Raw genomic sequence first — 19,963 nt, 5'->3', positions numbered from 1 at the left:
AATGGAGGTGAGAACCGTGAAATTGTTGCAATGGACCTGAAAGTAACGCAACGTTCATGAGTGGAATCGTTGCAACACTTGCCGGTGAACGCTATGTGGGGGCCGCGCGTCGACGCCGCACATCAACCGGCAGGGGCGGGATCGCCGGAGGTTCCGGCCGACGCGCCTCCCGGCCCGCGCACGCCGCCACCGTGTGCGCTCCCAGCCCCGCGACCGCGGACAGCCGTGCCAGCCGCCTGTCGGGCTGCGGACGACTCGTCGGGCTCCACCGGGCGAGGCGGGGACGGCGATCAGCGATCCGGCATCACAGCGCGTGCTCGCCACATGCGGATTCGAGGCCATCGGCGCAGCGCAACTACCTTCACATCGACGGCGGATCGCGAGACCGCGTCCTCTTCCGGAAGATCCTCCACGATCGCGATCCCGTCCGACCCGCCCGAGCGGCCCCTCATGCGGCAATGCTGATCACCGCCCCCAGCGGCGACGACGTGCAGTCGTGACGACCCGGGCCCCGCCGACCCGCCCTCAGATCCTCCAGGAACGCAGCGCCTCGGCGACGGCGTACACGCTCAACCGGGCGTCCCGCACCTTCCGTACGAGATCCGACAGAGCGCCGTACGGCGGGTCGATGCCCTCACCGGACTGATCCATGTACTGAGCGGCCACGAAGGCGGCGAACAGGCTGTTGCGGTGCGGAAGCGGCTCGAGACGCACGATCGTGTGCAGCAGCGCGGCAGCCCGCCACGCGGCGTCCGGATCCGCCGTCTCCAGCGTCGGCATCCGGGTCTTGTGCCGCGCGACGGCCGCCACCAGCGCCGAGTAGTCGGTCACCGTCACGTCCTCGTGCCCGAGGGCCGCCTCCTGGACGTCGAGCAGCCACGAGACGTCGATGCGAAACACCATCAGGCGGCCGCGGCCCCGTCATCCCGCCGGGCGGGCGGAACCTCGTCCGGGAACGCGTCGTCGAACTCACCGCGCAGCCGTTCGGCCCAGGCCACGGCACCGGCGACGAACCGCTTGCGGTGCATCTCCCGCACGCCGAGATCATGCAGATACTGCTTCAGGCTCTTGCCCTCCGCGGCAGCGGCGGCACGGACGCCTTCCATCTCCTCGTCGGAGAACGACACGTTCAGCGATGGCATGCCCCGATGGTACCTACTTGGTACCTTCGCCGCCAGATCCCTCCACCGCTGAACGAGCGGTCGGCGGAGAGGGCAGGATTCGAACCTGCGTGGACCCTCGAGGGTCCGACTCCGGGCTTGCGCCCTGGTCCCCGATCAGCCACTCCGGGCACCTCTCCCTGCTCCCGGTCCCGCGTCTGCCGCGGCGCCGTTCACGTGTTTCATGGTGCCGCGACGGCCTGACACGACACTGACGCACCGCTGACCGGCGTCCTCGTCCCGCGCGTGGTCGCTGCATGCCCACTTTCCCAAAGTCCCCGGAACGACAGCAGGGCCCCTGGGCCTGTCCGACCGTTTCCGCCTGCCGCGTGACGCCGTGCACGCTCCCCCACCGCCTCAAGGGCGTGGGAGGTGCCCCCACTCGCCGCACCGGCCCCAGGCACAGGTACGTCCAGTACGAGGCCTGGGGCCGGCACGCCGAGAGCATGGCGCCGCGCGGCCGCCCTTCCGGCAACGACGCGAATTGCCGGACAAGCCCTACGGCCGGCCTCCGATCCCCGCAGGGCTCCGACGCAGACCCGGCTCGCGCGGCCGGTGGCGGGGCAGGGCGGGCGAGCAGGCGCTGATCCGCTCGGTGGTCGACGCGCCGGGGACATGCGGAGTTCCGTCCGGGCGGCCGGAGCTGCCCGGCGGCCCGGACGCTCACGCCGGCGCGAGCCCTGGAATGCCGGGGAGGACGGGCGCGCGGGACAATGGGGTGATCCTCACTCGGCCGGAGGGAGGGGCATCCGTGCTCCAGCGGCCAGGACGTCGGCTGCGACCGGAGCCACGCCCGCGCAGGGGGCACCGGCTCTGGCAGCGGATCCTCCTCGCCCAGCTGGCGATCCTCGCGGTGACGAGTGTGATCGGCTTCACCCTGTTCGGGTTCGCGCAGCGCTCGCAGCTGGACGCGTACTTCGAGCAGCGGGCCGTGTCCGTGGCCCGGGCCGCGGCGCGTGATCCGCAGATCCGCGCCGCGATGGCGGCGGGTGCGCCCGCGACGAGATACGGGGTGGTGCAGACCGCGGCCCAGCGCATCGCGGCGGAGTCCGGCGCGTCGTACATCGTCGTGATCGACCTGCACCGGGTGCGCCACTCGCATCCGATACCCGCGCTGATCGGCAGGCGGGTCTCCGAGCCGATCGTGGTCGTGGACGGGAAGCCGCACGTCAGGATCAACTCGGGGGCCACCGGGCGGTCCGCCAATGCCCGGGTCCCGCTGTACGGGCCGGGCGCCGCCGGTCACCCCGGGTCGCTGGTGGGTGAGGTCTCGGCCGGCATCCCGGAGGCGCGGGCGACCAGCCGGCTGTGGCGCGAGCTGACCGCGTTCGGCGTCTACGTCGGCATGGCCCTGGGGATCGGGGCCGTCGCTGCCCTCGTGCTCGCCCGGCGGCTCAAACGGAGCACCTTCGGACTGGAACTGGAGGAGATCACGGGCCTGCTCCAGGACCGGGAGGCGACACTGCACGGCATCCGGGAGGGCGTCGTCGGCTTCGACATGCAGGGCCGGGTCACCGTGATCAACGGGGAGGCGCGGCGGCTGCTCGGCCTCACCGAGGACGTGGAGGGGCGGCGCCTGACCGACCTCGGGCTCGATCGTGCCGTGACCGACATGCTCACGCCGGGCCGTGTCGTCAATGACGAGGTGCTGACCGTCAGCGATCGTCTGCTGGTGGTGAACAGCTGGCCCACGGGACGCGACGACGGCCCCCCGGGCAGTGTGGCCACTCTGCGCGACTCCACCGAGCTGCGTCTGCTGTCGCACAAGGCCGAGGCGGCGCGCAGGCGGCTGCAACTGCTGTACGACGCCGGCAACGCCGTCGGCACCACGCTCGACCTGGCGCGGACCGCCGAGGAACTGGCCGGGATCGGGGTGCCGCAGTTCGCCGACTTCGTCGCGGTGGACCTGGCCGAGAGCGTCCTGCGCGGTGAGGAACCGGACGAAGCCGACCGCGTGCGGATGCGCCGCATGACGGTGCACGGCATCCGCGAGGATCACCCCTTCATCGCCGTCGGGGAAGTCTTCGACCTGGACCCCGGCACACCCCAGGCGTGGGCGGTCACCCATCGACGCGCCGTGCTCGAGGCGGACCTGCCGGCCAGACAGGCATGGCGGGCCCAGCATCCCGCCCTGGCCAAGGACATCATCGGCTCCGGCATCACCTCGCGCATCGTGGCCCCGGTGCGCGCCCGGGGCGTACTGCTCGGCGTGGCCTACTACTGGCGGACACAGCAGCGCGAGCCGTTCGACGAGGACGACGTCTCCCTCGCGACGGAACTGGTCGCCCACGCCGCGATATGCATCGACAACGCCCGCCGCTTCACCCGCGAGCACCGCACGGCTCTCGCCCTGCAGTGCAGTCTGCTGCCGCTCGGCACACCCGAGCAGACCGCCCTCGACATCGCCTACCGCTACCTTCCGGCCCAGACGGTGGGCGGCGACTGGTTCGACGTCATCACGCTGCCCGGAACCCGGGTCGCCCTGACGGTGGGAGACGTCGTCGGTCACGGACTGCACGCTGCCGCGACGATGGGCCGGCTGCGCACCGCCGTCCGGAACTTCTCGGCGATGGACATTCCCCCCGACGAACTGCTGTGGCATCTGGACGACCTGGTCGCGCAGTTCGACCGCGAGGGGGGCGCCGCGGACGAACCGGTGGAGATCACCGGCGCCTCCTGCCTGTACGCCATCTACGACCCGACCACGCGCCTGTGCACGATGGCGCGGGCCGGGCACCCCCTGCCCGCGGTGGTCCTCCCCGACGGCACCGTGGAGTTCCCCGAGCTACCGGCCGGGCCACCGCTCGGGCTGGGGACCCTGCCCTTCGAGACCGCTCAGCTGAGGCTGCCCGAGGGCAGCCGGCTCGTGCTCTACACGGACGGGCTTCTCGACTGCCGCGGCCGCGGCATCGACGAGAGCCTCGAGGCGCTGCGCGGGGCGATCGGCAGCGGGCCTCGCACGCCCGACGAGACCTGCGCCGCCGTGCTGGACGCCATGCTGCCCGACCGCCCCAGCGACGACATCACGCTGCTCGTCGCACGCACCCGTGCCCTGCCGCCGGACCGGATCGCCGAGTGGGAGGTGCCCTCCGATCCGGCGGCGGTGGCCGACACCCGCAGGAGAATCCAGGAGCACCTGACCCGCTGGGGCCTGGAGAAGCCGGTGTTCACCGCGGAGCTCGTCCTCAGTGAGCTCGTCACCAACGCGATCCGCTACGCCACCGGCCCGATCCGCGTCCGCCTGCTGCGCGGCCGGAGCCTGATCTGCGAGGTCTCGGACGCCAGCAGCACCTCGCCGCACCTGCGGTACGCGGCCACGACCGACGAGGGCGGCCGGGGGCTGTTCCTGGTCGCCCAGCTGGCCGAGCGCTGGGGCACCCGGTACCTGGCCACCGGCAAGGTCATCTGGGCAGAACTGACCGTCCCGGCCGCGTCCGGAAACTCCCCCCGACCCGACCAGTAGGTCGTCGCGGCGTGATTTCGTACCGCAGTCGGCGAGCCGTCGACACCTCGACTTGCGACGCGTGAGCGCGGAACCGGGCCTCGATCAGCCTGTGGTGCCGCTGTCGCAGCACCGTGGACGGCTGTTACTCACTTCCGGGTGCCGGGTGGGTGGTGAGGCGGGGCGGCGGGGCGGCGTTCGTGGTGATGGTGAGGCCTGATGAGGTGTCAAAGGGGCGATTTCGCACATTGATGGAGCATGCAGGCAAGAGTCGCAGAATTATGGGTGATGTGTAACACCGTTCGTGTGGTGCGGGTACCTGCCGTGCCGGCGGGGAGGGTGTGGTGGGCGGCCGGCCGGCCGTCACCGTCTTCGCGTGAGCCCTGCTTGCGGCCTGTGGCCATGGGGAGGGTTGCGCCCACACCCTGGGAGAGCGTGTGTGTGTCGCTTTCGTGCCCGAGGCCTGCAGAACGCCGAGTGTGTGCCGGCTTGCAGAGGCAACGCGCCGGCGCGGTGAACCCTCGGGCAGGACGCCGTGCCGACGAACGACTGCCACCGGGACCTGTGCCGATGACTGACGAGGCGAAGGGACCGCAACCGGGACGCCCCTGGAGACGTCGGCGCCGCCTGAGTCGTGTCCTTCCGGCGACGCTCGGGTTCTTCACCACCGGTCCCCTCCTCAGCCGTCGCCGGCCGGCGGGCGACCACCTTCTCGAGGGCGGCCGCCACGAGGACCGGGCGGAAGCGGACTGTCCCTGGTGCCGGTCACTGCGACGGGCCGAGGAGACGGCGGCCGGCAGCCGGCTGAACGATCCGCCCGCCGCGCCGGAAGACGAGGACCGGTAGCGAACCAGGCACACAGCACACTCAGCCCCGGGCGCGAGGCGTGCGAACGAAGCACACGCAGAACGGAGCCAGATCATGCAGACCACCACCGCATCGACCGATCGACCGTGGAACCATGCCCCGGCGGACGACTTCCTGCTGGCGCCGCCCAATCCCGCAGACCGCATCACCTGCCGCGTCGATCCCCGCGATCTGCGGCGCCTGAACCTGTACGCGGTGCTGACCGCGGCCGGCATCGCTCCCTGGCCGGGAGACCGGGAAGCGATCGAGATGCTCAGCCAACTGCCCGACAGCGTGCACGAAGCCCTGCACCACTGGCTCAGCTCCGGCATGTGACGCACCGGACGCCGGCACGGCACACCCCGGGCCCCTGGTCGACTTCGGGAAAAGGGGGGAGAGGAGCCGGGCCCGGCCGGTCTCCCGGCGGACGCCGAGCGTCGGCGTTCCGGCCAGGGCCCGGCATCGCCGCCTGGCCGCCGTGTCCGCTGCGGCGACGGCGGTCGCCGGTGAGAGCCGTCTGCGACGGCACCGCGAGTCGTCCGGCGCCTCTGGCTGATCCGCTTTACGGGGGACATCGGCCACATCGTCTGCGGGGTGCGCACCGACGGCTGGGACGGGCGCGGCCTGCCGTGGCAGCTGTTTCTTCCGGGTGAGCCTGCGTATTCGGGCCAGGTTGTGGGGGAACCGGATGGGGATGAGCCGGGGAGGTGCTTGCTGTGGCCTTTGACGATGGCTTGGGCCTGGACGAGGTGTTGCGGGCGGCGGAGGATGCCGCTCCGGTCGAGTCGGTGGACGTGGTGGCCCAGAACCTGGAGAAACGGTTCTCGGCGACGGAGGTGTGCTTCCTGTTCGTCGACATCCTCGGCCGGGAGGCCGTCCGGCTGCCCAGAGCAGGTGCGGCCGGACAGGCGCGCGGCCCGGCCGAGCGAATCGACCTGCCGGGCAGCGTCTACGACCGGGTGCTGCGCTCCCAGCGCCTGCACCAGGAGGACGACGGGGAGGGCGCATGCCGGCTGGTGGCGCCGGTGACGAACCGCGGCGACTGCATCGGTGTGCTGGAGATGGTGGTGCCGCACGCGGATGCCGCGGTCCGTGACGCGGTGGTACAGGCCGCGCACGCGCTCGCATACATCGTGGTGACCGACCGCCGCTTCACCGACCTCTACCACTGGAGCCGGCGCACCACCGCCGTGAGCCTGGCGGCGGAGATCCAGCACCAGCTGCTGCCGTCCGCGCCCAGCTGCGAAGCGGCGCACTTCACCCTGGCGTGCGGCCTGGCCCCGGCCGACGACGTCGGCGGCGACACCTACGACTACGCCCTCGACCAGGACACCCTCCATCTGTCGATCACGGACGCGATGGGGCACGACACGGCCTCCGCGCTGCTGGCCACGCTGACCGTCAACGCCCTGCGCGGGGCCCGCCGCGCCGGCCGCAGCATCCTCGACCAGGCGTACGCCGCCCACCGGGCGATCACCGACCACGCGCGCGGCATGACCACCGGCCAACTGCTGCGCATCCAGCTGGAGACCGGGGCCTGCGAGCTGGTCAACGCCGGCCATCCCTGGCCGCTGCGGCTGCGCGGCGACCGCGTGGAAGAACTGGCCGTCAAGGTCAACCTGCCGTTCGGGGCACTCGCACCCGTCACCTACGAGGTACAGCGGTTCCGTCTGGAGCCGGGTGACCGTCTGGTGCTGATCACCGACGGCATGCAGGAACGCCGTGCCGCCGGAGTCGACCTGCCGGCCCTCATCGGCGAAACCCGCGACGAGCACCCCCGCGAAGTGGTCCAGGTCCTGACCGAAGCGGTCCACGACGCCTGCGGGGGACGCCTGCCGGACGACGCCACCACCCTGGTGCTGGACTGGCGCGGCAGCCGTTCCGGGCAGCGCCGCACCAACGGCGGCTCCAACGCCTGAAGAACCCTGCGGCTTGCGGCTGCGCCGCGGGGGTGAGGCGGTCGTTGCCATCGGCTGGTGTTCACCACACCGAGCCTGGGGGCACGGCTCACGCGACACCGGCTCGAGGCCGAGGAGGCACCGGCTGACGCCTCGGCGAGGGCATCCAGGCACGCCTGCGAGCCGCCCGGATGCTCGCGGTCCGACGGGTGCTCGCCCGGACCCACCGGCAGAGGACCGCCGACGGTCGAACCGCCCCCGACGTCCGACCCGAGGCCGTAGCCATGCGGTGCATCCGGACTTGAACGTCCGGCGGCTGGGAGAGGGCGGCACGGCCGGCCGGCGGCTCGTCATGCGGCACCGGAGCAGATCACGAAGCTCTTTCACAGGCGATCGCAACCGCCTTCACATCCGCAGCACCAACGGGCGTTCAGCACGGCCATCGCCCGCCAGGCCCGGGACGGTCTGCTTCACGTCGGCCCCCACGCCGAGCCCGCCCGGGTCCGGGTTCCGGGCCGGGAGCCTTGTCCGAGGCCTTCACCACGGTCACGCCGGCCGCGCAAGGACGCGTCCCCGGCTGCGCCGACGGTGTCCTCGAAGACTCGGTCACCGCAGTCTACCGGCGGTAGAATCGGCCCCATGAGCAAGCCGACCAGCATCAAGACCAGCGAAGAAGTGCGCAACCGGCTGCGCATCCTCGCTGACGAGCGCGGCACCACCATCACCGAGCTGCTGGCAGAGCTCACCAGCCGCGAGCTCACGGCGGCCGAGCGGGAACAGCGGGCTGCCGAGGCTGCACGCGAGCTCGGGATCGAGTACACCGAGCAGGTCCAGCGAACCGGCCAGGACGCCTGGGAGAAGATCCGCGCCCATCAGGGCGGCGCCGCCGCGTGAATCTGACCGCCGTCCTGGACCACACTGCTCTGACCGCCCTGTATCGGGCCGATCCCTTCTTCACCGGCCTCTACATCGAGGCCTCGCGCGGCACCGGCCGGGTCATCATTCCCTCACTGTCCGTGCTCGCTGCCGAGCGGCAGGTCGCCGGCGCCGGCAAGCACGCGGCATCCCTGCGGTTCGCGGAGAACATGCCGTTCACCGCGGCGCACGCCGTGGACGCGATGGGGTGGACGAACGTCGACTGGCCCGTGGCTCATGCGGCGGCGATCGCCTGGCAGGCGGTGAAGACGGGCGAACCGCTCACCGTCCTGTCGCTGGAACCCCGGCTGTATGCCAGTACCGGCATCACTCCGCTGAACCCCACCTGACGCTGCCGGCGCAGCACGGTCCCGCCGCTCACCTGGGCGCGGCGGGCACCGTGGTGTCGATCGTCCTTGATTCCGTACGAGGCCGCATCCCCGGTTTCCCGCAGTGCGGCCCAGCAGGGACTGCCTCCATCGGCACGGACGTTCTCCTCGTCACGAGCATGGCGGTGGTCGTCGCCTGCCCGCCACCGAGCCGCCGACTGCGTGACGTGGTCCACGGCCCCCGCCTCTGCTCGGGCCGGGCTTGTCCGGGCGCGGGGTCAGACGACCCGGATGTTCTCCGCCTGGGGGCCCTTCTGGCCCTGGGTGACGTCGAACTCGACGTGCTGGCCCTCCTGCAGTTCCCGGTAGCCCTGACCGGCGATGTTGGAGTAGTGGGCGAACACGTCCGGGCCCCCGCCCTCCTGGGCGATGAAGCCGAAGCCCTTCTCCGCGTTGAACCACTTCACAGTGCCCTTGGCCATGCCTGTTCTCCTTCACGAGGGAGCGGCCCGCAGGTGAAGCGGGCCAGAGGTGATCGCCCTGGTCCGGAGAGGGCTGCACAGCAAAGCGCCCGCGGGCAAGGTGACCGCGGGCGAACAACTTCGGAACCACGACTGCTCCATGGACAACGCTAGTTCCTTCGCGGGAGCTCCGCCAGGCCGCAACGCCGTCGGTCCCGCCGCCGACCCGGGCGGCAGCCTTGGCACGGAGGACGCGGAGTCCTCTCCACGGTCGCACGGCACGGAGCTGACCAGCAGAGGCCGGCCCTTTCGACGGGCACGCACCGGAGGCGTCCGACGCCGACGAGGAGGTCCTCGGCACGGGCCACGCCTGCCCGGGCGAGGCGCCGGTTCCGCTCGTCCACCGCTTGCCCCGCCACGGCTGCGGCATCGTCGTTTCCTGCGGCCGTCCGGCGCCCGTGCGCGGAGTCGGTCACGCGCGCTGCCTCCTGAGAGGCCCCTCGACCGGTCCGGCCCTCCGAGCGAGGGGCTCCGAACGGCCCGGCCCGCCGGGCGGGAACGGCGCCTCGCGACCGCGGTCGCCGAGTTCTTTCGGGAGCGGTTCGTGCACGACTGGCTGCCTACGCACGGCGATTCCCCTGTGCAACCCCCCGCACCCGTAAGTCAGTTCGGCTTCGCGGTGGTGTGGTGAGGTCGGTTGTGCACCAGAAGGGCGGAGGCCAGTGCCGCGCACAGGAACACGACGGCGACGACGGCCATGCCCCCGTGCACTCCGGAGGTGAAGGCGTCGCCGACCGCGGCCGTCACGTTCGGCGGAGCCGCACCGTGGGCGCTGCCGGTGGAGACGGCGTGCTCCACTGCGGGCCAGGCCGCCCGTGGCACTTGGTGGGCATCGAGCCGGGCCGGCAGCTGGGACCGGAGCCGATGGCGAGCAGCGCGCCGAGAAGGGAGGAGCCGGTGACGGATCCGATCTGGCGGAAGGCGTTGACGGCTCCGGAGGCCATGCCTGCGCGTTCGTGGGAGACGCTGACCAGGGCCGCTGCGGTGCTCGGCGCAGCCACCATCCCGTACCGGGCGAGGAGCACCACAACCCGATCGGCAGCGTCCACGGCGGCGTCTACGCCACGCTCCTGGACTCGGCGGCCGGCTGCGCGGTGCAGTCCGTTCTTCCGCAGGGCATGGGTTACACCTCGCTCGACCTGACCCTGAAGTTCCTGCGCCCGATCACCGTCGACACCGGGAAGGTCCGGGCCATCGGCACCGTCCTCAACGCCGGGCGCCGCACCGCCCTCGCGCAGGCGGAGCTCCGTGATTCCGAGGACCGGCTGCTGGCCCACGCCACCAGCAGCTGCATGCTCTTCCCGGTGCAGCCGCGCTGACCGCCACGCGCTGTGCGCCGACGGCAACCGACCCGTCGCAGAACCGATCACCGGTCGGGATCGGGCGCGGTTGATCAGGCCCGGGTCACCGGAGCCTGCAGTTCCGTCACCCAGTCGTCGCGGTTCTCGGGACACTCCAGGTTGATCTCGCGGGGGTAGCCGGTCGACCGGTAGCCGTTGGCGTCGATCCAGCGAGCCAGGGTCTGGACGGTGGGGAGCACGGTCTCCATCGAGCCGCGGTGCACGACGGTCGCAGCTCGGTCGAGGGAGGGCAGATCGAGGATCCGGATGGCGCCGTCCTGATGAGGGGCACAGACCTGGACGGCGGCGTGGACGCTGATCCTGCCGCCGCCCTCCGGGGCGTCCTCGTAGTAGGCGACCCCGGGACCCGTGGGGGAGATGCCTGCCGTCTTCAGGCGCCGGAACAGTTCCTCGTACAGCGGTCCGATGACCGGGCCGATGTCCTCGGGCTCGAAACTCGCGGCGGTCGCGGTCAGCTCCGCCACCCGGACGGCGGGGACGTTCTTGATGACGACGTCGTTCGTGGGCATGTGCCCCTCGCTCTCGATCGCTCGGAGCCTCGCCTCGACCTGGACCAGCCGTGCTCCCGCGGCAGCCACGGCAGTCTCCAGTTCGGCCCGCCGCAGCCGCAGCATGCCGCGCAGCTCCTCGACGCCGACCTTCTCGTCCACGATGTCCCGGACCTGCTGGAGGGTGAAGCCGAGGTCCTTGAGCGCGATGATCCGGTTGAGGCGGGCGAGCTGGGCCGCGGTGTAGTAGCGGTAGCCACTGACGGGGTCGACGTGGGCCGGGTGCAGCAGTCCGGTCGCGTCGTAGTGACGCAGCATCCGGACCGAGACGCGGCCGTGCCGGGCAAAGTCTCCGATGGTGAACATGATGCCTCCGAGCTGACCGCCTGACACGGTGTGAGGGTCAACAAACCTCTCGGCGGCCGACAACGGCGAGAACGCGGGGGATGTGGCTGATGTCGGCGTCGGCGCTTTCGCCGTGGGAGCCGCGGTGGAGGCGGCGGCCGAGCGGGACGGGCCCTCGGTCGTTCCAGAGGGTGCCGGCGAACTCCTTCGGTGTGGTGTGCGGGCGAGGCTCGTCGTGCTTGGCCCGAGGCTCGGTTCAGGCTCGCAGTGGACGGGCCGAGCCTTCCGATGACCTCGCGCATCTCCTCCTCGTCGGCCTCGTGGACCGTCGCGCCCATGCGCGGGTCCCGTGCGTGGGCAGGATCCGCATCGTCCGACGTTAGTTTCCAGCCCCCTGCCGGGCCAGCACTTTTTCTCGCCGCGGTCGCATGCGTCCGCTGTTCCCGGCTGCGTTGCCCATCAAGTCGAACGGGCGACAGGACCGGGTGCTGTCCGAAGCGCCGAGCAGCCTGCCGACCAGGGATGCGTGGTGCCGGCGTGCGGCACGGCTCCGGTCCGGCCGTGCCGGACGAATCGACGTCGCAGCCCGCTGGGCCGGACCGAACAACTGCCGGCACCGTCCGAGCCGAACCGTCGGTCAGCTGTTGACGTCCAGGTCGTCGAAGAGGGCGACCATCCGGCTGAGCACGCGGACGCATGCGTCCACATCCGCTGTGGTGAGATCGTCCGCCGCTTCGCGCAGCAGCGCGTGTTCCCGGGCGACGACGGCCTCGATCGCCGTGCGGCCGGCGTCGGTCAGGCGGATCAGCGAGGATCGGGCATGCGCCGGGTTGGACACGGCTTCCACCAGTCCGTCTGTCGCGGCGTCGTTGACCATCCGCTGGACGAACTGACGGCTGATCGACTGCGCGCGGCCCATTTGGGGAACCGTCATCGGTCCGTGCTCGCGCAGCAGATCGAGCACCGCGCGCACCCCCACTGACAGCCCCTGCCGCGGGGCGTCCTGTTCGATCTTCCGATGGACTCGCCGGTAGAGCGGTCCCACCAGGGCGAAGACCTCCATCAGGCGCGGGCCCGCCTCATCGGGAGACAGGAGGCGTTCTTCATCACTCACACGCCGATGGTAAATGACAATCCGGTTGTCACTACATCCCTGTTATGACAACCTGGTTGTCATGGGTGAAGCTTCCGAACTCCGTTTCTTCGCGTCCTCCGATGGTGAACTCGCCTACCGGGACACCGGGGGCGCAGGCCCCCCCGTCGTGCTGCTGCACGCGGGTTTCCTCGACCACACCATGTGGGACGAGCACGTCCCGGCCTTCGCGAAGGAGTTTCGCGTCATCGCACCGGACGCCCGCGGTCACGGTCGGTCCGCCAACGCGAGCCGCCCGTTCCGTCAGGCCGACGATCTCGCCGAGCTGCTGCGCCACCTGGACGCAGGCCCCGCCGTCCTGGTCGGCGTCTCCATGGGCGCGATGATCGCCGTGGGAACCGTGCTGGAACACCCCGAGCTGGTCCGGGCCCTGGTCATCTCCGGCGGCGGCACGGGCGAACGCGGGTTCACCGAGCCGTGGTCCAAGCAAGCCCAGGCCGCCCAGTACCAGGCCCTGGCCGCCGGCGACATCGAGGCCTGGCACGACGCGAGCGACGTGTGGGCGCACGGCCCCGAGCGGCCACGGGACGCCGTCCGGCCCGAGATCTACACCCGCTTGCGCCAGATGCGCCGGCGAACCATCGGCAAGCACACTCCCGGCGAACCCGATCACCACATCCCGGTCCAGGATCTCGGCGCCCGGGCCGGCCGGATCACCGTGCCCGTGCTCGCCCTCAACGGCGCGCAGGATGCACCCGAGCTACGAGCCATGGCCGAGTCCATCGCCCGCACGGCACCACGAGGCCGAACGGTCGTGATCGACGCCGCCGCGCACTTCCCCAGTCTCGACCGCCCCGAGGAGTACACCCGGATCGTCACCGACTTCCTGCACAGCCTCAACCGTTGACTGCCCGCCTGTCCCCGGGACCCCTGGGGGCCATGGCCCGCATCCAGTGCGCACCCGACTCCGAGCTCCCCCCAAGGCGTCAGCCGTCCGCGCGACCGTCGCCCTGTTCGACGACGTCACAGACGCCGCCGGAAGTGAGGAACCGGGTCATCGGGCAGGCGCAGCAGCGTGGCGAACGGGCTCGGCGCGTCGAAGCGCGGCGCGCGGAACCAGTCGAGGACGCCGTACGAGGAGACGAGGGCCGCCGTGTGGAGGTCGCTCACGTGCCGCGGCCGACGGTGGGCGGGTAGGGCGCCTATCGAGTCGTGATCAACCGGTAGATCGCCTTGCGCGATGCGAGTGCAACTGACAAACGAAGAGCGGGAGTTCGTCGGGCCGTACCTGTCGATCGGCGAGTACGTGCCGTTCCCCGAGCGCCTGCGGGAGCAGTTCGAGGGCGTGATCCGGCGGTTCAAGACCGGCTGGCAGTGGTTGAAGGCCTGGGAGGCATCGCCAGCCGGTACGACAAGACCTCGGAGAGCTGCCTCGCAGGCCTCCACCTCCGCGCTTCGATGATGCAGCCGCCGAGGCGCACAGCATCAGGGTTGGCATCGCCCAACACGTCATCAGAAGCGATTCCCAAACCGGAGGTAGGGTCGCGCTTTCCCAGGTGAGGTGTGTGGCCGTCGCTGGGTAGGCGTGCTCGGACCGTCGTGTCTGTGCGGGGCGTGGTCGGAGGTGGCGGATGCCGTCGGTGCTGGGTGTGCTGGAGCGGCGTGAGCGGGTGGCGCTGGCCCGGACGGAGGAGCTGAGGGCCGAACTGGAGCGGCTTCAAGCCGCTGTCGCGGAGGCGGAGGAAGCCGCACGGCGCGCGGTCATCGCCCGCGAGGAGACCGTCGAGGCCCCGGCCGAGTCGGCCGATGAAGTCGGCCTGTCCGATGTTCCGGCGGCCCTGTCGACTTCGGAGGCCGCCGTCGCCTCCAGTCAGTCCGAGCAGACGCGCCAGCTCACCGGCCTGCAACGGCTCAGGGGACGCTCCCAACGCCTGCGCCAGCTCCCGATAGATCGGCGGGAGAACGTCCAGGCCCATGCCGGGCTCCCGCACCGGCACAGCCACCCGGACCCCGCCGTCCACTCCCGCTCCGGCCGGGCCGATCGCCACCGCACCACCCCCGCCTTCGGGCGCCCCACGCAGCACGTCCCGCAGCGTTTCCCGGGCGATCACCAGCCGCGAGACCTCCGCCTCGGCCTCCCCGAGAGCAGCGGCCAGCCGGGCCGCCTCGCTCCGGAGCCGCTCGCCCTCGCGCCGAGCCCCGGCTTCCCGCTCCTCCACCAGCCCCAACACCGACGGCACCAGCAACCTCCCACCACAGCGAGAGAGACGAAACATCACATATCTCCCACACGGAAAGGACGTTCACGCCACTCGGACGATCACCCGATCCAGCGGTCAGCAGGGTTAGTGGTCAGGCTCTGAGCTTGTCGTTTAACCTCGTCTCCGTTGGGGGTGGGGATGGAGCAGGCGGTTTCCCAATCTGTCAGGTACTCCGCGGTGTGTCAGGACTGCGGTGCAGAGCTGGAGTGTTGGGGGACTCAGGCCCTCGTGGATGGCCGCTTGCGGTGGGACGTTGAGTCAACGTGTTCCGCCTGTGGATGTGCAGTAGCCGTGTGCGGTGGCGACGTGCCGGCGGAACGGCGGGATCAGATGCTCCTCCGAGCATGGTCCCGCGAGGCTGCAGGTGAGCAGTCCGTCGGCCAAGGGTGTCGCCATAATGCGGGTGCTGCGGGCTGAGCTCGGAATTGACCTGACGAGCGCCAAGGCCGTGCTGCGACGCGTGGTGCACGGTGAGTACTCAGGAACGCTTCCGGAGATGGAACGCGTGGCTCGCAAGCTGAGAGAGTCCGGCGTTACTGCTGTAGCAACGCGCCCTTAGCTTGGCGTTTAACCGTGGCGGGCTTGATGTTCCTTGATCGACTCGGCGCGTTTGACCGTCTTGCCGACGTCGTGGCGCTTGGCCCGGTGCTTGTTCTTCGAGCCGGGAGGTCGTCCCGGGCCCGGTTTGGACGGTTTCGGTGCGGCCGTTAGAACTCGACCCGAAAGCGGGACAGGATTCCCAATGCGTCGCCTGCGGGCGCGTCGACCGGGAGACTCATACGCAGCGGCCGTTCTCTCGTGGGCTCCAGACGGACCGCGTCCAGCACTGCCGTCCACGACGTCCGACCCGTCTCCAGCACGGCCACGATCGAGTCCGGCCAGCCGGGCACCATCTGGTGCTTACCCTCGTCCCGGCCGAACGTGGGACAAAAGGCCCGGTCAGGGCAAGTGTTGGCGTCCGGGCGCAGCCATGGCGAGACGTCCGCAGCCAGCACGATCCGACCGTCCGCCGCCCTCGGCAACGGCATCGAGCCCAGCGCGCGACGCAGCCGGGCCACGTCGATCCGGCCCTGGTGGAGACCGCCGTACCGGGCCCCGTGCCGGCGGCGGTGCTCCGGCGCGAGTGCCGGATCGACGCGTCCGCACCGGCCCATCCGTACACAGCAGCACGTCACACAGCTCGAACAGCGCGTCGCCCCGCGCGGTCAGACACCCGTACAACTCCGTCCGGAAGCGTGACACTTCCGCGAACGTATCCCGCAGGACGTCCTGATGCCCCAAACTCACGACCACGGCCTTCGTGCTGGTTCCTCTGCCTCCGTGACGGAGCACAGGATCAGACGGAGGCCGCCTTCATGTCCGCTGAACTGCGAAACCGCTGATCAAGTTCGAGTCACGTTCGACGCCGGACCTTAAATGACAAGCGTATGTCCAGCAGCTCGGGCATCGTCCCAGTTCATAGGAGGTGAAGCGATGTAACCGGGCGTCAAGTCCAGGGTAGCCAGCCGGTGCAAGTCCGGTCCGGGGAGACGCCAGGGTCCCCGGTAGCTGACTCCCGGCGTCCCTCGAAAGGGTGGCGTCGAAGTGGAGTGACAAGCACCCGTAGGGGGTGTGCAACCGGCCAGTCCGCAACATGAAGTGAAGCCTGCAGCGTCGTCATTTAAGCCCGCCGTGAGGCGGGGCCAAGGAGGAGCCGAGCCTGTGCTTGAAAGGCGAAGGCCATGGAAGGCGATCTTGGACCTGGAGCGGTCGCCGAAGAACCTCCCGGCGTTAAGGGGCGTGGAATGGTCGGACGGTTGTCCTGGGAACGGGAGAGAGCCTCCTCGGCCCCGCGCATGCGGCGCGGGAAGCGTGGCTTGCCTATAACCGGCGGAACCGGGAAGTGGCGGGCTGTCGAGAGGCAGTCGGAGGGGGTCGTAGTAGTGCGGATCGGCGGGACAACACAACCCGCTGGGAGCGAAGGGCCCCTGCTTCATCGACGCGATCCGCGAACAGGGAGGGGCCCGGATGAGTGCCGTTTCGGCTAGATCCGTCCGCCGGGAGGAAGGCGCCGTCGCAGGACCGGGCGGTCGTCCTCTGGACAAGGTCCGAGCCTTGCAGCGGACGCTCTACCGCTGTGCCAGGCAAGAACCCGAACGCCGGTTTCACGCCCTGTTCAGCCATGTCCACCGCATGGACGTTCTTCGGCGGGCGTGGGCCGGTGTGTGTGCGAACCGAGGAGCCCCCGGCGTGGACGGCGTGACCGTCGACGCGGTGGCGGCCTCCGGGGTGGATGCGTTCCTCCGGGGCCTGGCCGAGCTGCGGACGCATGCGTATCGTCCGTCGGTGCTTCGGCGGGTGAAGCTTCCCAAGCCGGGGCGGCCGGGGGAGTTCCGGCTGCTGTCGATTCCCATCGTGGCGGACCGGGTGGTGATGACGGCCGCGAAGCTGGTCCTTGAACCGGTCTTCGAGGCGCAGTTCACCGAGGCGAGCTACGGATTTAGGCCCAAGCGGTCCGCGATCGACGCGTGCGAAGCTGTGCGCGTCTCGGCGAACCAGGGTCGGGAGTGGGCGTTCGAGGCCGATATCCGGGACTGTTTCGGCACGATCGATCACGACGCGCTGATGGCCCAGGTGGCCCGGCGTGTCGTGGACCGGCCGATGCTGAAGCTGATCCGGGCCTGGTTGCGGATGGGAGTCCTGGAGGGCGGGGTGACTTCCTCGAGCGGGGCGGGAACCCCGCAGGGCTCACCGATCTCCCCGTTGCTGGCGAACATCGCCCTGCACGTCCTCGACGAGGCGTGGCAGGACGAGGGCCGCCGGCTGGGGGTGCTGGTGAGGTACTGCGACGACTTCGTGGTCCTGTCGCCGACCAGACAACGGGCCGAGCGGGCCCAGCGGTTGGCGGCGAGGGTGCTGGACCGACTCGGGATGCGGCTGCATCCGGAGAAGTCCGGCATCACCTGCCTCACCCGGGGCGGGCACGGCTTCGAGTTCCTCGGCTTCCACCACCGGAAAGTGGAGTCGTGGAAATGGCGGGGCAAGTACTACTTGCAGCGGTGGCCCTCGGCCAGAGCGATGCGGGTGCTGCGGGACAAAGTCCGTGCGGCCACCGTCATTTCGAAGGCTGAACGGCCGCTGTCCGCCGTGGTCGCCGACCTCAACCCCGTGCTGCGGGGCTGGGGAGCGTACTTCCGCAACGGGAACTCCGGGCGGAAATTCAACGCGGTCGACGGCTACGTCCACGAACGGCTGGCGATCCTCGCCAGCCGAAAACACGGCCTGCGGGGCCGGAACTGGACCACCCGTTTCACTTACGGGTGGATCACCCGGCTCCGGGTCTACCGCCTTACCGGAACCGTACGCAGGGCGACGGCGCATGCCAGTTGGTGAACGATGTCGGAAAGCCGTATGCGGGAGAACCGCACGTACGGTTTGAAGCGGCGGGGGCTGGAAACGGAGCGGAAGCCACCGCGCCAGTCCCCGACCCTACTGAGAGTCGGGGTCGGTGATGGTGCGGGCGATCTGCTCAGCCCGTTCCGCTCAACCAGCCGCGACGCTGCCGCTATGGCGACAGGCGAAGGTCCTGTGCTTTGGCAGCGTGCTCACAGTGCAGATCAACACCGGAAGCACTCCCTCACCGTGCAAACCGATCCTCCCCGCCGCCACCAACTGGCGTAGCTTCGGGGACGCACGGGGGCTGTACGGGTTCGTAAGGGAAACGCGACTCTACCCAGCAGCCCGGGCAGGCTAGGTGCGCTGCTCCGCGTGGGGCAGGCCCGAGCGGCGAAGCGTCAAGGCAACGTCATTCGAACGGGCGCACTGGGTCGCGCGTCGTTCACGAAGGGATAGAGATGCGCAAGAAGGGCATAGTCCAGCGAACAGCCTTCGCATGTGCGATGGTCGCCGAATCCGTAGCGATCGACGTCGCGGCATCCGGCGCTGCGCAGGCAGCGTCCTGAAACGTAAACCCACCACTCCACACTGTGGGAACACGCCATGGTGGTGCGCCAGCCGATCGGGGGCTGACTCCACGTCGGACTCCGCGGACGTGTCCGCGAATGCCATCGATTGGGGAGTCTCGGAGCCTCGCCACTAAACGTAAGTATCACGTCACCGAAAGGGATCTCAAAGTGCTCAGTACACGCTCTGCTGGTTTGGCCGTTGCCGCGACTGTTCTTGCCACCGTCGCGGCCGTCCCTTCGGCACAGGCGTCGGGCGCGCCTCCGGCACAGGCAAAGGTCGCACAGACCGAAACCGTGAAGGCCGGGGTTGTCAAGGTCGTTCATACGTCCGACGGAACACTCACCGTTTCGCTTGAACCGGAGCCTCGTATAAAAAGCTTCAGCGACTCCGGTTGCAACGGGTACAAGGCCGAGGCATGTTTCTACATCTTCGGCGGCGGACTCTATGTCTCGAATATGCATACCGATGCAATAAACCATGAGGACTTCGAGGTCATGATGAGGTCGGTTGTGAAAAACAGTCCGGCCGGCCATATATATGCCGATACCGGTTTCGTGGCGACACCTTCCGGCTGGCAGTTGACCGCCACGTGGACACCCCTGAACAGCGAGCCCGCGGGCACCTATTGCGGTGTTGCCATTGCGAATACCGGCCACAGCGGAACAGCATGCCAACCCGTGCACTCGTAGTTTCGTGCCTGCTGGTAGTCTTACGGAAAACGGTGCGGCAGCGGTGACCGCGCGTCGTAGCCTCGCCGAGTGACAAACTCTCCGATCGTCGACGATCTCGTGCGTGCATCCACAGTTATGGGTGACATGATCGACCGTATAGCGGGCGATCAGTGGACGGCTGCGACCCCGTGTACGGAGTGGAGCGTGCGAGATGTGGTCAGTCACCTCGTCGGGGTGAACCTCGCGTTCGTAGCGATGTTCGAGGAGGGCCCGATGCCCGACTTGACGGCCGACTGTCTCGGCGCCGATCCGGCCGGGGCCTATCGCCGATCCGCAGCGGCACTGCTGGCCGCCGCCGTCCTTCCGCGGGCTCTGGAGCGAAGCAGCTCGTCGTGGGTGGGCGTAGCCAGCGGCGCCGTTCGGCTGCAGTGGCGCATCGCGGATCTGATCGTGCATGGATGGGACCTCGCCCAGGCCACCGGAGTTGCGGCCACATGGCCCGACGACCTCGTCGAACAGGCGCTTGCGTTCGCTGGAGCCCAGCTGCCCGACCAATCGCGCGCCGGACGCTTCGCAGATCCGCAGCCGATCCGAGATGACGCACCCTCGCTCGACCGGCTGGCGGCGTTTACCGGCCGTCCCGTTCCGTGGACGCCGTGATCGCGGTTCTTGGAACGGCCTCTGCCGT

General features: G+C 69.9%; 19 protein-coding genes, 1 tRNA gene and 1 pseudogene. 12 read left to right on the top strand and 9 right to left on the bottom strand.

Going from position 1 to position 19,963, the window contains the following annotated elements; all coding sequences use genetic code 11:
- Nucleotides 1–525 precede the first annotated feature (525 nt).
- The 3 genes from AC5WRT_RS22865 to AC5WRT_RS22855 form a co-directional block, all read right to left on the bottom strand.
- A complete protein-coding gene (locus AC5WRT_RS22865) occupies nucleotides 526–903 on the bottom strand; it encodes a toxin Doc (protein WP_496095439.1) in 378 nt (125 codons plus the stop codon).
- Nucleotides 903–1,142, bottom strand: a complete 240-nt coding sequence (locus tag AC5WRT_RS22860) for a hypothetical protein (RefSeq protein ID WP_496095438.1) — start codon at nucleotides 1,140–1,142, stop codon at nucleotides 903–905. The genes AC5WRT_RS22865 and AC5WRT_RS22860 overlap by 1 nt, the downstream gene beginning before the upstream one ends.
- 64 nt (nucleotides 1,143–1,206) lie before the next feature.
- Nucleotides 1,207–1,300, bottom strand: a tRNA-Cys gene (locus AC5WRT_RS22855).
- A gap of 611 nt (nucleotides 1,301–1,911) precedes the next feature.
- On the opposite strand from AC5WRT_RS22855, the gene AC5WRT_RS22850 reads away from it, so the two are divergent.
- The 5 genes from AC5WRT_RS22850 (at nucleotide 1,912) to AC5WRT_RS22830 (ending at nucleotide 8,611) form a co-directional block, all read left to right on the top strand.
- On the top strand, nucleotides 1,912–4,623 hold the full coding sequence (locus AC5WRT_RS22850) for a SpoIIE family protein phosphatase (RefSeq protein WP_496100556.1): 2,712 nt from the start codon (nucleotides 1,912–1,914) through the stop codon (nucleotides 4,621–4,623).
- A gap of 900 nt (nucleotides 4,624–5,523) precedes the next feature.
- The gene (locus AC5WRT_RS22845) at nucleotides 5,524–5,784 is read left to right on the top strand and encodes a hypothetical protein (protein WP_496095436.1); all 261 of its coding nucleotides are present in this window, start codon (nucleotides 5,524–5,526) and stop codon (nucleotides 5,782–5,784) included.
- 380 nt (nucleotides 5,785–6,164) lie between these two features.
- On the top strand, nucleotides 6,165–7,367 hold the full coding sequence (locus AC5WRT_RS22840; RefSeq protein WP_496100555.1) for a PP2C family protein-serine/threonine phosphatase: 1,203 nt from the start codon (nucleotides 6,165–6,167) through the stop codon (nucleotides 7,365–7,367).
- Nucleotides 7,368–7,985: 618 nt separating this feature from the next.
- Nucleotides 7,986–8,240, top strand: coding sequence for a hypothetical protein (locus tag AC5WRT_RS22835; RefSeq protein ID WP_496100554.1), 255 nt, complete (start codon nucleotides 7,986–7,988; stop codon nucleotides 8,238–8,240).
- Nucleotides 8,237–8,611: a PIN domain-containing protein gene (locus AC5WRT_RS22830; protein WP_496095433.1), complete on the top strand. Its 375-nt coding sequence runs from the start codon at nucleotides 8,237–8,239 to the stop codon at nucleotides 8,609–8,611. Before AC5WRT_RS22835 ends, AC5WRT_RS22830 begins: the two co-directional genes overlap by 4 nt.
- 257 nt (nucleotides 8,612–8,868) lie before the next feature.
- Here AC5WRT_RS22830 and AC5WRT_RS22825 read toward each other — a convergent pair whose 3' ends face one another.
- Both AC5WRT_RS22825 and AC5WRT_RS22820 read right to left on the bottom strand, forming a co-directional pair.
- The gene (locus AC5WRT_RS22825; RefSeq protein WP_086727180.1) at nucleotides 8,869–9,072 is read right to left on the bottom strand and encodes a cold-shock protein; all 204 of its coding nucleotides are present in this window, start codon (nucleotides 9,070–9,072) and stop codon (nucleotides 8,869–8,871) included.
- Nucleotides 9,073–9,714: 642 nt separating this feature from the next.
- Entirely contained in the window at nucleotides 9,715–9,933 is a 219-nt protein-coding gene (locus AC5WRT_RS22820) for a hypothetical protein (RefSeq protein ID WP_496095432.1), read from the bottom strand.
- An 89-nt stretch (nucleotides 9,934–10,022) separates the two neighbouring features.
- Here AC5WRT_RS22820 and AC5WRT_RS22815 point away from each other — a divergent pair, with 89 nt between their 5' ends.
- Nucleotides 10,023–10,430 (top strand): PaaI family thioesterase, encoded by a 408-nt coding sequence (locus tag AC5WRT_RS22815; protein ID WP_496100557.1) that lies wholly within the window; start codon nucleotides 10,023–10,025, stop codon nucleotides 10,428–10,430.
- Nucleotides 10,431–10,504: 74 nt separating this feature from the next.
- On the opposite strand, the gene AC5WRT_RS22810 is transcribed toward AC5WRT_RS22815, so the two are convergent.
- The gene (locus tag AC5WRT_RS22810; RefSeq protein ID WP_496095431.1) at nucleotides 10,505–11,326 is read right to left on the bottom strand and encodes a MerR family transcriptional regulator; all 822 of its coding nucleotides are present in this window, start codon (nucleotides 11,324–11,326) and stop codon (nucleotides 10,505–10,507) included.
- A 616-nt stretch (nucleotides 11,327–11,942) separates the two neighbouring features.
- On the bottom strand, nucleotides 11,943–12,368 hold the full coding sequence (locus AC5WRT_RS22805) for a MarR family winged helix-turn-helix transcriptional regulator (protein WP_496095430.1): 426 nt from the start codon (nucleotides 12,366–12,368) through the stop codon (nucleotides 11,943–11,945).
- A gap of 112 nt (nucleotides 12,369–12,480) precedes the next feature.
- On the opposite strand from AC5WRT_RS22805, the gene AC5WRT_RS22800 reads away from it, so the two are divergent.
- Nucleotides 12,481–13,305: an alpha/beta fold hydrolase gene (locus AC5WRT_RS22800; protein WP_496100553.1), complete on the top strand. Its 825-nt coding sequence runs from the start codon at nucleotides 12,481–12,483 to the stop codon at nucleotides 13,303–13,305.
- Between the two features lie 116 nt (nucleotides 13,306–13,421).
- On the opposite strand, the gene AC5WRT_RS22795 is transcribed toward AC5WRT_RS22800, so the two are convergent.
- Complete coding sequence (locus AC5WRT_RS22795; RefSeq protein WP_496095428.1) at nucleotides 13,422–13,568, bottom strand: hypothetical protein; 147 nt, start codon at nucleotides 13,566–13,568, stop codon at nucleotides 13,422–13,424.
- Between the two features lie 70 nt (nucleotides 13,569–13,638).
- Between AC5WRT_RS22795 and AC5WRT_RS22790 the strand changes: the two genes are divergently transcribed.
- Both AC5WRT_RS22790 and AC5WRT_RS22785 read left to right on the top strand, forming a co-directional pair.
- Nucleotides 13,639–13,860, top strand: a complete 222-nt coding sequence (locus AC5WRT_RS22790; RefSeq protein ID WP_496095427.1) for a hypothetical protein — start codon at nucleotides 13,639–13,641, stop codon at nucleotides 13,858–13,860.
- A 169-nt stretch (nucleotides 13,861–14,029) separates the two neighbouring features.
- Nucleotides 14,030–14,761 (top strand): hypothetical protein, encoded by a 732-nt coding sequence (locus AC5WRT_RS22785; RefSeq protein WP_496095426.1) that lies wholly within the window; start codon nucleotides 14,030–14,032, stop codon nucleotides 14,759–14,761.
- A 698-nt stretch (nucleotides 14,762–15,459) separates the two neighbouring features.
- Here the strand turns inward: AC5WRT_RS22785 and AC5WRT_RS22780 are convergent.
- Nucleotides 15,460–15,946: pseudogene (locus AC5WRT_RS22780) on the bottom strand (transposase); the annotation flags it as partial.
- A gap of 720 nt (nucleotides 15,947–16,666) precedes the next feature.
- Between AC5WRT_RS22780 and ltrA the strand changes: the two are divergent.
- From ltrA to AC5WRT_RS22765, 3 genes are all read left to right on the top strand, one after another.
- Nucleotides 16,667–18,031, top strand: coding sequence for a group II intron reverse transcriptase/maturase (ltrA, locus tag AC5WRT_RS22775; RefSeq protein ID WP_496095425.1), 1,365 nt, complete (start codon nucleotides 16,667–16,669; stop codon nucleotides 18,029–18,031).
- Between the two features lie 740 nt (nucleotides 18,032–18,771).
- The gene (locus AC5WRT_RS22770; protein WP_496100552.1) at nucleotides 18,772–19,293 is read left to right on the top strand and encodes a hypothetical protein; all 522 of its coding nucleotides are present in this window, start codon (nucleotides 18,772–18,774) and stop codon (nucleotides 19,291–19,293) included.
- A 69-nt stretch (nucleotides 19,294–19,362) separates the two neighbouring features.
- Complete coding sequence (locus AC5WRT_RS22765; RefSeq protein WP_496095423.1) at nucleotides 19,363–19,935, top strand: TIGR03086 family metal-binding protein; 573 nt, start codon at nucleotides 19,363–19,365, stop codon at nucleotides 19,933–19,935.
- Nucleotides 19,936–19,963 lie beyond the last annotated feature (28 nt).

Source organism: Streptomyces sp. NTD91, from assembly GCF_059510455.1.
Note: the sequence above shows the minus strand (reverse complement) of the source record. Positions and strands in the feature narration are given on the sequence as shown.

Coding starts and splice junctions, on each gene's coding strand:
- AC5WRT_RS22865 (WP_496095439.1), bottom strand. CDS start 903: ATGGTGTTTCGCATCGACGTCTCGTGGCTGCTCGACGTCCAGGAGGCG.
- AC5WRT_RS22860 (WP_496095438.1), bottom strand. CDS start 1,142: ATGCCATCGCTGAACGTGTCGTTCTCCGACGAGGAGATGGAAGGCGTC.
- AC5WRT_RS22845 (WP_496095436.1), top strand. CDS start 5,524: ATGCAGACCACCACCGCATCGACCGATCGACCGTGGAACCATGCCCCG.
- AC5WRT_RS22835 (WP_496100554.1), top strand. CDS start 7,986: ATGAGCAAGCCGACCAGCATCAAGACCAGCGAAGAAGTGCGCAACCGG.
- AC5WRT_RS22825 (WP_086727180.1), bottom strand. CDS start 9,072: ATGGCCAAGGGCACTGTGAAGTGGTTCAACGCGGAGAAGGGCTTCGGC.
- AC5WRT_RS22810 (WP_496095431.1), bottom strand. CDS start 11,326: ATGTTCACCATCGGAGACTTTGCCCGGCACGGCCGCGTCTCGGTCCGG.
- AC5WRT_RS22805 (WP_496095430.1), bottom strand. CDS start 12,368: ATGGAGGTCTTCGCCCTGGTGGGACCGCTCTACCGGCGAGTCCATCGG.
- AC5WRT_RS22800 (WP_496100553.1), top strand. CDS start 12,481: ATGGGTGAAGCTTCCGAACTCCGTTTCTTCGCGTCCTCCGATGGTGAA.
- AC5WRT_RS22790 (WP_496095427.1), top strand. CDS start 13,639: ATGCGAGTGCAACTGACAAACGAAGAGCGGGAGTTCGTCGGGCCGTAC.
- AC5WRT_RS22785 (WP_496095426.1), top strand. CDS start 14,030: ATGCCGTCGGTGCTGGGTGTGCTGGAGCGGCGTGAGCGGGTGGCGCTG.
- ltrA (WP_496095425.1), top strand. CDS start 16,667: ATGAGTGCCGTTTCGGCTAGATCCGTCCGCCGGGAGGAAGGCGCCGTC.